This is a genomic window from Gilliamella sp. CG25, from assembly GCF_046635705.1.
Classification (GTDB): Bacteria; Pseudomonadota; Gammaproteobacteria; order Enterobacterales; family Orbaceae; genus Gilliamella; species Gilliamella apicola_I.
Window position 1 is genome coordinate 1 of record NZ_JBIDFJ010000010.1, and the last position, 13,416, is coordinate 13,416.

The following is a 13,416-nucleotide window of genomic DNA, read 5'->3' on the forward strand; positions in this document are numbered from 1 at the left end:
TGTTCATCACCTTGTACGTGTAAAACAGAAACCGGCGAAATCAGATTATCAACCGTTAAGGTGTAGCGGTTGTGGCTGACCTCGCCCGTTAATTCATTCAGTAAACTTTCACCGACTTGATTGATAAGGGTAGTTATTTTGTTCGCCATGGGTTACTCCTTTGCTGATGTGTCGGACTGGTTAGTCAGCTTTCCAACGTTATTTGGGTAATAATGATTTTGGTTGATTAAGTTGGAATAATGGGGGGGATCAATAGTCAAAAAAGAATTAGTGTTTAAATAAAATGATGAGGGTCGTTCGAAACATAAATTAAAGCGTATGTTTAAACGAGCACCGCCAAGACACAATAAAATAAAAAACGGTGATAAAATACGATAACCTAATTGCTCCATAATATTTAGCCTATTCCTGTTTGATTAATTTTATTTAAGTTTTGTTACTAATTTTTATTATCGGAAATGATAACCTAATTTAGTTTACAAACTACGTCATTTATTTACACTTTGCAACATTTTTTTATGTTTTAATTTGAAATATATCAAATTAAATTAGCGATATAACTAATCTGTATCAATTATTGCTTTTAATCATTTACTGCTTGGATATCTTTGTTAAAATAATAGTAATAAATGATGATTTCCTTTTTTATAAAACGATAATTATGCTATTACTTGAAATAAACGTTTTTAAGCGGTGCTATTCCTATAAAGGATCGACTTCCAAAACAAGTTGTTTATTTTCAGTATGCTAGATTAACAATATGAAAAAGTTTTTTTAACTATCTGTAAATGGTTTTTTTTAGTAAGATATTTTTTATTAGATGCGCTAAATTATTTTAGTCATATATTGCGTATGTTTTTTACAGAGCAAAAGATCATAATGGAGAGCATGAGGTTAGCCTATGCGTGATAATGAACCACAAATACTTTCGTCAATTTTGACGCAAGATTCGTCTTTATTGCATATTCAAGAAAGAATATATGCGTTAAAGAAATTATCTGATGTTGTATTTGATCTACTACCTCCTCCGTTAAATGTTCAATGTCGGGTATCTAATTTTAGGCAAGGCATTCTCATTCTTGAAGTCAGTTCAGCAAGTTGGCTTACTCGACTAAAATATGAACAAAGCAATTTATTAACCGGTATTCGCAAAAACTTATTGCCATCTTTAGCTTCTATTCAATATCGTATTAATCCTGATATTGCTGCACCTTCATCCCAAAGGGTTAATCATTCGTCAAATGATGCTACAATGAACAGTACAATGACACAAATTAGTGCAACTTATTTATATGCATTAGCAGAAAATGCACCAAATAAACTAAAAAAACAATTGATTAAACTTGCTAACCATGCAAAATGATAACGAGTAAGTTTAGATTAATTTTATATAATCAGACTATATAATGTACAAGGAGTAATTTATGGAAAAAGACATTATCATCTATATTTTAATTGGATTAGTGATAGGCTTGATTGTAGGCGCTATTTTAATGAATGTGGTTAGTCCTAAAGCTCGTCAATATGCAAATACCAAACGAGAGCTTGATAAAGCACAAGAAGAATTGAAAACTCAAAAACAAATGATTGCACAACATTTTTCCCACAGTGCTGAAATCTTAGATAATATGGCTAAAGAGTTTAGACGTCTTTATCAACATATGGCAGAAAATTCGCAACAGATTATTGGTAGCGAAAATATGCCTAATCTTAGTCTTGATGAAAATAATTCTGACAGTAGCCCAAAATTAGTTTTAGAAAAGCAACCTAAAGATTATTCTGATAATCCTTCAAATTTATTTAAAACGGATGATCAACGGTCTTAATACGAATTCACTAGTAAACGCTAGTATAAGTTTCTATTATTTTTAAATTATTCGAAAAGCGAGAGTTGTAAAATGAACAATTCAGTAAAAAAACAAAAAAAACTATTAAGTGTTATTGCTTTAAGTATAAGTATAAGTTTATCGATGTTTTCAAATGCTTATGCTGCTTTTCCATCGATACCTACCGATAATAATACTGAAAAACCGAGTTTGGCTCCAATGCTAGAAACAGTATTACCGTCTGTTGTTAGCATTAAAGTTGAAGGTGTTGCTCAGATGCAAAATAACATGCCAGAGGAATTTAGACGTTTCTTTGGTTATCCTGACAGTCAATCGAGAGCGTTTACTGGTCAAGGTTCTGGTGTCATTATTGATGCTGAAAAAGGCTACGTAGTAACCAATAATCATGTTATTGAAAATGCAGATAAAATCATTATTTCTTTAAATGATGGTCATGAGTATCAAGCCAAATTAATTGGTAAAGATCAACAAAGTGATATTGCATTACTGCAAATTCAAGATGGTAAAAAATTAACCGCACTGAAACTCGCTGATTCGGATAAATTACGTGTTGGTGATTATGTTGTGGCAATTGGTAATCCTTTTGGAATTGGTCAAACGGTTACTTCGGGTATTATTTCCGCGCTTGCTCGTAGTGGACTTAGTATGAATGGTTTTGAGAATTTTATTCAAACAGATGCGTCAATTAATCGAGGCAATTCAGGTGGAGCCTTGGTCAATTTAAATGGTGAATTAGTTGGAATTAATACCGCCATTATTGCACCTAGTGGTGGAAATGTAGGTATCGGTTTTGCGATTCCAAGTAATATGGTGAAAAATTTAACTTCGCAATTAATTGAATTTGGCGAAGTCAAACGGGGTGTATTAGGTATAAAAGGGAATGAATTAACTTCTGATATTGCAAAGGCGTTTGATCTCGAAATTCAAAAAGGCGCATTTGTTAGTGAAGTTATCGATGACTCGGCCGCAAAGGAAGCCGGTATTAAATCTGGCGATGTGATTGTGTCAATGGATGGAAAACCCGTTGATAGTTTTGCCGAATTACGAGCTAAAATTGCTACCGCTGGTGTTGGACGAACTGTTGAATTAGGTTTAATTCGTGACGGCAAAAATCTAACCGTTAGTGTAAAATTAAAAAATAGCGACGAATCGACGACCGAAGCAAAATCTTTACACGCTTCCCTTGACGGCGCTATATTAACTAATGGTGAAATTAAAGGACAAAAAGGTGTAATTATTGAGAGCATTGCTAAAAATTCACCTGCATCAAGTTTAAGCCTGCAAGAAGGCGACCTTATCACGGGTGTAAATAAAACACGTGTCAACAATATTGCGGATCTTCGCAAAATTATTGACAGCAAACCATCTGCAATTGCGCTAAATATTGTTCGGGGTGATAGCCGTTTATATTTAATTTTACGCTAATTCCTGAATAAATTTTTTTTCGTCGATGCTTTTGTATCGACGAAAATCATTAATTTCAACATCTAGTCAGATGTGCTAAAATCTTCTTATCACCCTTTACAATCAAATCATTATGCTTAAGAAAATTTTATGGCCTATATTGATTGGTACTGTTTTAGCGATAGTGCTATTGATTATATTTCCGACCTTGCGCAATGGAACACAATCAAACTTTTCAAGATCAATCTTTGATAACGAACCCATAAGTTATTCTGATGCTGTCAAAATTGCTGCACCCGCGGTTGTGAATATCTACAGCCGTTCAGTGAATGCAATGTCTCAACAATCGACAGATAACCCAATTACACCACTAGGTTCTGGGGTAATTATGAGTAAGCAGGGTTACATTATTACTAATTATCATGTTGTTGATGGTGCAGAACAAATTATCGTTGCTTTACAAGACGGACGAATTTTTGAAGCGCTAACTGTTGGTTCTGATAAACTGGTTGATATTGCAGTTCTTAAAATTGAAGCTACCAATATACCAACAATTCACATCAATCCTAACCGAGAACCAAAGATTGGAGACGTTGTTTTAGCTATTGGTAATCCATATAATATTGGGCAAACCATTACGCAAGGTATTATCAGTGCAACAGGACGTGATGGTTTAAGTCCTTATCGTCGACAAAACTTTATTCAAACTGATGCATCAATTAACCATGGTAATTCTGGAGGGGCACTCGTCAATACTAAAGGTGAATTAGTCGGAATTAACACCCTAACCTTTGCTAAAAATTTAGGAAATGAAGTACCCGAAGGTATCGGTTTTGCCATTCCAACGGCCTTAGCGGTAAAGATAATGAATAAATTGATTCAAGATGGCAAAATAATACGCGGTTATATTGGTATTGATGGATTAGAATTTACGCCTACTCGAAATCCAAGCGATATGCCGGTTGTTTTAGGTATTTTGGTTACTAATGCCGAAGGCCCCTCTTTACAAGCTGGGGTACAAACAGATGATATTTTAATTATGGTTGATAACAAGCCTGTAAAATCCATTATTCAAACAATGGATCAAATAGCCGAGTTGAAACCAGGCACAACCGTCCCCATAGTAGTATTGCGAAACGGTGAAAAGGTTGAGTTACAAGTAACTATTGGTCAGTTACCTGTTTAAACAAGGCTTTTATTGCTTGATTACCAGCAGTTTAAAGCGTATAATTCGCAACCTTAATCATGTTTTTTAACACTCGTATGGTGTATAGACTTTGCTTTCACAGCCGTTTATATAGCGATACGAACCAACTCTAGAGGCTTATTATGAAAGAAGGTATTCACCCAGAATATAAAGCAATTACAGCAACGTGTTCTTGCGGTAATGTTATCAAAACTCATTCAACTATTGGTCATGATATTCATCTTGACGTATGTGGTGAGTGTCACCCATTCTATACTGGTAAACAACGTGATGTTGCAACTGGTGGACGTGTGGATAAATTCAAACAACGTTTTTCAATGGTTGGCGGTAAAAAATAGTTTTTGTTGTAACGATTTTTTCGTTATTATCATAAAAAAAGGCGCTTTATGCGCCTTTTTTATATCCCTTCTCTAATGATACTGAACGATGATAACCATTTAATTTTTATTCATCAATCAGATCAGGATCAATACCTAAATCCCTCATCATTTTTTGAGCTTGCTGTGGAATACCATCTTCTCGATCCTTTTGTAAGTCTTCATCACATGGTAAAGGCTGCCCTGTATAAGCATGCAAAAAAGCTTCACAAAGAAGTTCACTATTGGTTGCATGACGCAAATTATTCACTTGTCGACGAGTACGTTCATCAGTCAATATCTTTAAGACTTTTAACGGAATTGAAACAGTAATTTTTTTTACTTGCTCACTTTTTTTACCGTGCTCTGCATAAGGGCTGATATAGTCGCCATTCCATTTCATCATTTTTCCACCAAATTACATCACAAATAATGTGGATAATTTTAACGTTTTTTTTGTTTTACTGCAATCTACACACCAAGATACTTAGACGTCTAGACATGTTGACGTCTTTATTAATTGTGTTATTCTTATACAACTGATATCTAAGAATAAATCAAGAGGTTTAGGAAGGTTATTATGGCTAATCAATCTAACAATCAAAGCCAATGTGCTAATTTAAATCAAGGGACGATTGCTGTCCGGGGTGGTCTAAATACCGATGATCAATACGGTAGTGTCGTTCCAGTGATTACACCTTCAACTTGTTACCGCTATGAAGAATTTGCAAAACCCAGAGAATTCGATTATGGTCGAAAATCAAATCCTAGCCGACGATTAGTTGAACAAACCGTCGCAAAATTGGAAGGTGGATCCGATGCTATATTAACGAATTGTGGAATGTCAGCCATTCATTTAGTTAGCGTTGCATTATTATCCCCTAATGATTTAGTGGTTGCGCCTCATGATTGCTATGGTGGCAGTTATCGGTTATTTAACAGCTTAAGTGAACGAGGTCATTTTAAAGCAAAATTTGTTGATCAGTCCGATCCTGTTGCATTGAAAGAAGCGTTAAATCTGCGTCCTAAATTAGTCTTAATTGAATCACCAAGTAATCCTCTTTTGCGTGTTGTCGATATTCAAGCGATCACTCAACAAGCGCATGAAGTGGGTGCAATTGTATTAGTGGATAATACTTTTATGACACCTATTCTACAAAAGCCATTAGAACTTGGAGCCGATATTGTCACCCATTCTTGTACCAAATTTTTAAATGGTCATTCCGATTTATTGGCTGGCATTCTGGTCTTCAAAGATCAAAAATTAGCAACAGATGTCTTATGGTGGGCAAACAACATTGGAACGTTAACATCATCGTTTGATAGCTACTTATTATTGCGTGGATTACGTACTTTAGCTGCTCGAGTCAAACTACAACAAGACAATGCTAAACAGGTAGTTGAGTTTTTAGTGAATCATCCTAAAATTGCTAAAGTTTTCCATCCATCTTTACCGTCTAATCTTGGTCACGATATTGCTAAAAAACAGCAAAAAGGATTTGGCTCTCTTTTAAGTTTTGAATTGGTCGGCAATGCTGATGTTATGCCTAAATTTTTAAAAGCGCTGAATATATTTACCTTGGCACAATCATTAGGTGGAGTTGAAAGCTTAGTCTGTCACCCTGCAACGATGACCCATTCAGGAATTAGTGCCGAAGCTCGTAAGACGGCTGGCATTTCCGATCAACTATTACGCATTTCAGTTGGATTAGAAGATATCGATGATTTAATCGGTGATTTAAAACAAGCATTAGCGGCTATTTAGCTTTAATTATTCAATTAAATTATGGGTTGATGATTTCCACTATTATAATCTTTTTCATCAATCCTTTTAAGATTTAATTAATTGATTTTGATAATGAATTTTAAATCTTATTTGCCGTAATGGATAATTTTATTTTGAATTGCGGTAAATATCTCATCAAGTGAGTGTCGTTTGGCTCGTCCGCAAATTTTTGCTACTTCATCACACACTAGACATTGCCTTGGACGTTGTTCAAATTGAGCTCGAGAAAGGCTCTGTTGGGTAGTGGGATCAATAACATCAATATCCCATAATCGTCCTAAAGGATGATTATCTTCAATATCAATACAAAATTGTTTTAACTTTTTTGTTTGACAAGCTACCGAAATAATCGCTTCAAACCCTGTGATTTGATGATAATGCTGTTCATTCACGATAGTAATATTGTTTGTACTCAAACAGTGATGTAATGCTTGGATCGCTTGATTAAATAGATAGTGTGCTCCACTACTATTTTTAATAGCCCCTGGAATAACCAAACAAAGTGAGATGATTGGTTGTTGATAGTGTGTGATTGCAAAAAGTTGATTGGCAACTCGTTTTTCTTTCGCAAGTAACATCTGTTCAAGCGTGATTGGTGTACCATCATCAAATTTTACTATCATTGTGATCTTGTCTGCTATTTAGATAAAAGAAGGCAATAGCATGTCATCATGTCATGCTATTGCAAGTTAGTTAGTCTTTAACTTCGCGTACGACATCAATCACCGAACCATCTCGGTAATGAACAATACCAACAATTTTATCCTTAAATTCAATTGGTTTTGGTTCACCAGTCAATGACACCGCACGTTGGTAAAGCTCTTCAATGCTCATTACCGGTAAGTTTGCTGCTTTTAAACGTTCAGCGATTTCTGGACGATTAGGGTTAACAGCAATACCATGATCAGTTACAAGCACATCAACGCTCTCACCTGGTGTTACAACGGTTGTCACTTTCTTGATCACAGTTGGAATACGGCTACGAATTAATGGCGCAACAATAATGGTTAAGTTTGCACCGGCCGCGGTATCACAGTGACCGCCAGACGCACCCCGCATAACACCATCCGATCCTGTTAATACATTAACGTTATAATCAAGATCGATTTCTAATGCACTAAGGATAACAATATCTAACTCATCCACACTCGCCCCTTTCGATGCAGGGTTTGCATAGACATTGGTTGAAACTTCGATATGATCTCGGTTTTTACCTAAAGATTGTCCTGCGGTACCATCAAAACTTTGCGTATCAAGTAAACGTTTAACTAACCCTTTTTCATGTAAATCAACAATACTTGCTGTAATACCACCTAATGCAAATGAGGCAGTAATATTTTTAGCTCGCATACGATTTTCTAAGAATCGGGTGGCTGCCGTTGAAGACGCACCTGAACCGGTTTGAATTGAGAAACCGTCTTTAAAATAGCCAGAATACTCGATGACATCCGCAGCATAGCGAGCAATCATTAGCTCACGCGGATTGCTGGTAATTCGTGCTGCACCGACACTGATTTTAGTCGGGTCACCAACTTCATCGACTTTTACAATATAATCGACTTGATCCTGACGAATACTTGCCGGATGATTTGGATAACCAACGATATCTTCAGTCAACAAGACTACTTTTTTCGCAAATTGCGCATCAACCATCGCATAACCCAATGCACCACATTGAGATTTACCCGATACACCATTGGCATTACCTTGCTCATCCGCTGTTGAAACAGCTAAAAATGCGATATCAATGTTAATTTCACCACTTTGAATAAGTTTTACTCGTCCACCGTGTGAGTGAATATGAACAGGATTATCCATTAATCCATGTGAAATAGCATCAGCCAATTTACCTCGTAAACCAGAGGTATAAATTTTGGTAATCACACCTGCTTCAATATGTGGAATCAAGGCAGAGTTACAACTTAACAATGAGCTTGATGCTAACGTTAAGTTTTTAATACCAAGTTTGCTGATCGTTTCAACAACTTTGTTAATGACCTTATCACCTTCACGAAAAGCATGGTGGAAAGAGATCGTCATTCCATCACGTAATTCACATTTATGAATTGCTTGTTCGATAGAATCACATAATTTACGTGTGTATTTTGACTCATCTTTTAAATAAGGCGTTGTTGCATTAGCATCAACAAACGGTGCAATATTTTTTAGATCGGGATGCTGTTTTAGCAAATCATCAATTTTTTTGTCTATAGAAGTCGTCATTTTATAATCCTATCAAATTTCTTTACGTACACCAGAATATTTGGCTAGCTCAATAATTTTTTGAGCACGTGCAATAATCGGTGCATCAATCATTTTGCCATTTAATGAAACCACACCAAGCCCTTTTCTTTCACCTTCTTCAGCAGCTTCAACCACTTTTTGTGCGTTTTCAACTTCTGCAGCTGTTGGCGCATAAGCATTATGTAGTAATTCAATTTGTCTTGGATTAATCAGTGATTTACCGTTATAACCTAATTTTTTGATTAAGCTAACTTCTTTCAAGAAGCCTTCATCATCATTAACGTTAGAATAAACCACGTCAAATGCATCAATACCCGCCACTCGCGCTGCATGTAAAACAGCACAACGTGCATAAAATAGTTCGGTACCGTCTCCACGCTCAGTTTGCATATCAACTAAATAATCGAACGCAGCTAACGCTATACCAATTAAACGTGGTGAAGATTTTGCGATTGAAACAGCATTTACTACACCTAACGCAGATTCAATAGCTGCCATTAATTTAGTACTACCAACCTCACGACCACACTCTTTTTCAATTCGTTCAACATGAACTTCAAGTTCATGGATATCTTCAGCACTATTTGTCATCGGTAGACGTACAACGTCAACACCTGCTCTCACAACAGCTTCAAGATCTTTTAAGCCAAATGGAGTATTGAGCGCATTGATTCGAACAACAGTTTCAATTCCATGTTCTTTATAAACCGGAAGACGTAATGTTTGTGCAACCAATAAACGAGCAGAATCTTTTTCTTTTAATGATACTGCATCTTCAAGATCGAACATGATTGAATCAGGCTTATAGACAAACGAAGTGGATAACATCGCTGCATTCGCACCCGGCAGAAATAACATACTTCGACGCAATTTTTTCATAGTAATTTACTCCAATCTAAGTTCTCTTCTTCTGCGCCACGCAATACTGCACATTGTACTCGAGCTTTAATCGCACAATCTAAAGCGCCTTTATCATCAATAATAATTAAACCGTCAGTCACATTAAGACTTGTTAAGGTTTGCTCAACAACGGCGCGTATTTGATCGCCAAATTGCTTATTAACATCACTATTAATAACAATTTCAATTCCTGTATTAGGAGTGACTTTCACTAACAAATCGCTTGATTCGAGAGTGCCAGCCATGGCTTCTTTCTTGATTTTCATTTAGTTACCTTTTGAACGAATTAAATTTTTGACTGAATCTAAATTAGCCTCTAGATAGTTCCATGTTGTTTCAGGAACTAATCGTTTTACCTCTTCATATTGCTCATCAGCCAGTAATTTTCTAACCAACGAAGCGGATATGATATCTTCCCCTTCAAGAATACGTTGAATTTCAACTAACGTCACAACCGGGAAAGGACTAACGTCTTTATCCTGTAACCAATAACGCATTGAAGTATTATAAGCATTAGTTATTTGACTGTAGGGCTCGGTTCCAACAAAACGATAGGTAATATTCAGTGCTGGGGCAATATAATTACGGAAAATTAATAAATCGATCCCCATGTAAGCGTAATCAATTTTATCATTATCCTTTAAAAAATAAGTAGGAAATGTTGCTCTAGATATAATATAGGCAGAACTGGCATGTACCGTGACATTTTTTAAGTGTTTCGATCCCTCTTTCACCAGTTGTAAACGTACATCAAATGGGAACAGTGAAACATTTTCATTGACGACAAAAACATGAAGCCAATCACATTGACTGGCAGCATACTGTAAAAGATGTTGGTGACCTTTTGTAAATGGATTAGCATTCATCACTACACTGCCAATCTTGTTCCCTTCTTTACGGTGTTCACTTAAATATTTACAGTATTGCTTAATTCCAACGGGGGTATTTTCCATTAATACGACAAGATTATTTACCTCGACGATAGGATAAAATCCACACCCTTTGAAAAAGTCGATATTTTCAGGTTTAGTATATAAAAAGAGATGAAAATGCCCCTGCTCATTAGCATATTTGATAACATTATCCAACAAAGTCAAATTAAGCTGATTTCCACGATAATCGGGGTCAATCGCAACACATTTAATAATATTGTCATCAATGCCAGCACAAGCCACCATTTTACCGTCCATGTAAGCAACGATAAATATATGGACTTGAGGGTCTAAGTTTAGATCCGATAGCGTTAACAAACGAATAATTTGTTCTCGTTCAGTTAATGATTTTGAGATATCTACCACTGAAAAATCGACTAAACTATACATAATATCACCTATTTTTCTGCTACCACATAGTTCGTTAAACGACCAATTCCAGAGATTTCAACTTCAATTTTGTCACCATCTTTCATAAATACTGGAGGATTGCGTTTTTTACCTACACCACCCGGTGAACCAGTAAGAATAACATCGCCAGGAGATAAACGGGTAAAAGTACTGATATAAGAAATAAGTTCAGGCACAGTATGAACTAAGTTTTTGACATAATCGTGTTGCATTTCCTGACCGTTTAAATAGGTCGTTAAAGATAATACGGTAGGATCAGGAATCTCATCAGTCGTGGTTAAACAAGGGCCAAATGCACCTGTACTTGGCCAGTTTTTACCTGCCGTAAACCAAGTATATTGCCAATCGCGGATTGAACCGTCCATATAACAGCTGTAACCTGCTACATGTGATAATGCATCTTCTTGCTTAATACGAAAACCACCTTTACCAATGATAATGGCAAGTTCACCTTCATAATCTAGTTCATTGGTAATAGCTGGTTTGAGAATATTTGTTTTATGCCCTGTTTGTGAATCAGGGAAACGAACAAATAATGTTGGTGCTGAACTGGTTTCATTAAATTCTGCTCTTTTTTCAGCATAGTTCATGCCAACACATAAAATTTTATTTGGATTCGGTATAACCGGTAAATAAGTGATATCTTGCTCATTAATGTCACTTGGAGCATTAACATAGGTTTTCGCTAGCGACAAGCCTTCTTCATCAGCAAGTAATGATTTCAAATCAGCATATTTATCACCAAATTTTTGTTTTAAATCAACAATACCATGATTAGTGAGAAGACCAAAACTTGCTCTACCAGAGACAAGATAACTGACAAGCTTCATGAGTACTCCTTAAAAGCTGTTTGTATTAATTATTACTATAAAATAAAAACAAACAACCCTAGTCTAGGCTAAGGTTGTTGTTAAAAAAATTTAACTATACTAAGAAATTGCCGAGAATAAGTAACGATACCGATACATTAATCGCACCACCAATACGGGTTGCAATTTGTGCAAATGGCATTAACTCCATTCGTTCCGCTGCGGTTAATATTGCAACGTCACCTGTTCCGCCTTGACCACTTTGACAACATGAAATAACAGCCGCATCTACTGGATACATACCTAATTTTTTCGCTACAAAGAAGCCTGTTGTTACTAAGCTAACCACGGTACAAACAATAACTGCTAAGTTAGTTAACGTAAATGCAGAAACAATTTTATCCCATGGAGTGATTGCCACACCTACCGCAAATAAAATTGGATAAGTGACAGACGTTTGGAAGAATTTGTAAACGACTTGTGAACCACTCAATACTTTTGGTGAAACACCTGATATTAATTTAACAAATACAGCTGCAAATAACATTCCTACTGGCGCTGGAATACCTGTCACTTTATGACCAATCATACCAACCATATAAAGGATAGCGGCTAATAATACACCTGAAGCAAATGTTGTCACATCGATAACAGAATCTGCTTTAGTTGCTTTTTTATCTGTAATTTCGTCTTCTTCTGACGCTGGTAATAATCGTCCATTACCCGTTAAATGTGGATAAGCTTTACCAATACGGTTAAGGACACCACCACAAATAATACCCGTTAATCCACCTAACATAACGATCGGTAATACACGACCTAGGGCTTCACCTTGTTCCATACCTAAAATTGCAGCATAGCCAATTGAAAGTGGAATTGCACCTTCACCAACACCACCAGCCATGATAGGTAATACCAAGAAGAAGAATGTTTCAAACGGTGTTAAACCTAGTAGATAACCGACACCGACACCAACAAGCATCCCGACAATCTCACCACATACCATCGGTCCAAAGATTTTTAAGAAACCTTGAATAAGTGTTTTCTTATCCATGTTCATAATACTACCAACGATGATACAACAAATGTATAAATAAAGAATATGCGTATCTTTATAGAACTTAGTTGTTGCTTCAACAACTGGCGTAGGAAGAATTCCATAATAAACTAAAGCAGATGGAATGAAGGTTGCACAGATTGCTGCTGCACCCATTTTACCAACGATCGGTAAACGTTTACCAATTTCACCACACAAAAAGCCAAAAAATGCACAAGTGACAACCATAACAACGATTTCACTCGGTAACTTACCTGTTACTAACACTTCGGTGAAAATAAGAATACCAGCAATAATAAATAATGGAAGTGGAATTACACCAATTTTATAATTGTCCATGAGTCGCCACCAATTATAAGGCCACCCTTTTAAATTTTGCTCAACGGGCTTACTCGTTGATTCTTTTTGATTATGCGTTTTTCCAATTGAATTGAAATCCACCATATGTATTTTTTCTCCAAAA

Annotated in this window: 13 protein-coding genes and 1 pseudogene; 6 read left to right on the forward strand and 8 right to left on the reverse strand. The window is 36.0% G+C overall.

What is annotated here, in order from left to right; genetic code table 11:
- Positions 1-901: 901 nt before the first annotated feature.
- The 5 genes from ACGH6P_RS08490 (at position 902) to rpmE (ending at position 4,796) form a co-directional block, all read left to right on the forward strand.
- On the forward strand, positions 902-1,363 hold the full coding sequence (locus ACGH6P_RS08490; RefSeq protein ID WP_267360544.1) for a DUF721 domain-containing protein: 462 nt from the start codon (positions 902-904) through the stop codon (positions 1,361-1,363).
- Positions 1,364-1,424: 61 nt separating this feature from the next.
- Positions 1,425-1,826, forward strand: coding sequence for a ZapG family protein (locus ACGH6P_RS08495; protein WP_065559659.1), 402 nt, complete (start codon positions 1,425-1,427; stop codon positions 1,824-1,826).
- A gap of 72 nt (positions 1,827-1,898) precedes the next feature.
- Positions 1,899-3,272 carry a Do family serine endopeptidase gene (locus tag ACGH6P_RS08500; RefSeq protein WP_324101220.1) on the forward strand — a complete coding sequence of 458 codons (1,374 nt, stop codon included), beginning with the start codon at positions 1,899-1,901 and terminating at the stop codon, positions 3,270-3,272.
- Between the two features lie 112 nt (positions 3,273-3,384).
- Positions 3,385-4,437: an outer membrane-stress sensor serine endopeptidase DegS gene (gene degS, locus ACGH6P_RS08505; RefSeq protein WP_267351941.1), complete on the forward strand. Its 1,053-nt coding sequence runs from the start codon at positions 3,385-3,387 to the stop codon at positions 4,435-4,437.
- A 143-nt stretch (positions 4,438-4,580) separates the two neighbouring features.
- Complete coding sequence (rpmE, locus tag ACGH6P_RS08510; RefSeq protein WP_065559662.1) at positions 4,581-4,796, forward strand: 50S ribosomal protein L31; 216 nt, start codon at positions 4,581-4,583, stop codon at positions 4,794-4,796.
- 106 nt (positions 4,797-4,902) lie between these two features.
- Here the strand turns inward: rpmE and metJ are convergent, their stop codons facing one another.
- Positions 4,903-5,220: a met regulon transcriptional regulator MetJ gene (gene metJ, locus ACGH6P_RS08515; protein ID WP_065559663.1), complete on the reverse strand. Its 318-nt coding sequence runs from the start codon at positions 5,218-5,220 to the stop codon at positions 4,903-4,905.
- A 174-nt stretch (positions 5,221-5,394) separates the two neighbouring features.
- Here metJ and metB point away from each other — a divergent pair, with 174 nt between their 5' ends.
- Positions 5,395-6,579, forward strand: coding sequence for a cystathionine gamma-synthase (gene metB, locus ACGH6P_RS08520; protein WP_411597263.1), 1,185 nt, complete (start codon positions 5,395-5,397; stop codon positions 6,577-6,579).
- Between the two features lie 107 nt (positions 6,580-6,686).
- Here metB and citX read toward each other — a convergent pair whose 3' ends face one another.
- The 7 genes and pseudogenes from citX to ACGH6P_RS08555 all read right to left on the reverse strand — a co-directional run.
- On the reverse strand, positions 6,687-7,223 hold the full coding sequence (gene citX, locus ACGH6P_RS08525) for a citrate lyase holo-[acyl-carrier protein] synthase (protein WP_411597264.1): 537 nt from the start codon (positions 7,221-7,223) through the stop codon (positions 6,687-6,689).
- Positions 7,224-7,293: 70 nt separating this feature from the next.
- Positions 7,294-8,823: a citrate lyase subunit alpha gene (gene citF, locus ACGH6P_RS08530; protein WP_267351946.1), complete on the reverse strand. Its 1,530-nt coding sequence runs from the start codon at positions 8,821-8,823 to the stop codon at positions 7,294-7,296.
- A 12-nt stretch (positions 8,824-8,835) separates the two neighbouring features.
- The gene (citE, locus tag ACGH6P_RS08535; protein ID WP_411597266.1) at positions 8,836-9,723 is read right to left on the reverse strand and encodes a citrate (pro-3S)-lyase subunit beta; all 888 of its coding nucleotides are present in this window, start codon (positions 9,721-9,723) and stop codon (positions 8,836-8,838) included.
- A complete protein-coding gene (gene citD / locus ACGH6P_RS08540) occupies positions 9,720-10,010 on the reverse strand; it encodes a citrate lyase acyl carrier protein (RefSeq protein ID WP_065559668.1) in 291 nt (96 codons plus the stop codon). Before citD ends, citE begins: the two co-directional genes overlap by 4 nt.
- Entirely contained in the window at positions 10,011-11,066 is a 1,056-nt protein-coding gene (gene citC, locus ACGH6P_RS08545) for a [citrate (pro-3S)-lyase] ligase (protein ID WP_220215745.1), read from the reverse strand.
- A gap of 8 nt (positions 11,067-11,074) precedes the next feature.
- Positions 11,075-11,917, reverse strand: a complete 843-nt coding sequence (locus ACGH6P_RS08550) for a fumarylacetoacetate hydrolase family protein (RefSeq protein ID WP_267360551.1) — start codon at positions 11,915-11,917, stop codon at positions 11,075-11,077.
- 94 nt (positions 11,918-12,011) lie between these two features.
- Positions 12,012-13,304: pseudogene (locus ACGH6P_RS08555) on the reverse strand (2-hydroxycarboxylate transporter family protein); the annotation flags it as partial.
- Between the last annotated feature and the right edge of the window lie 112 nt (positions 13,305-13,416).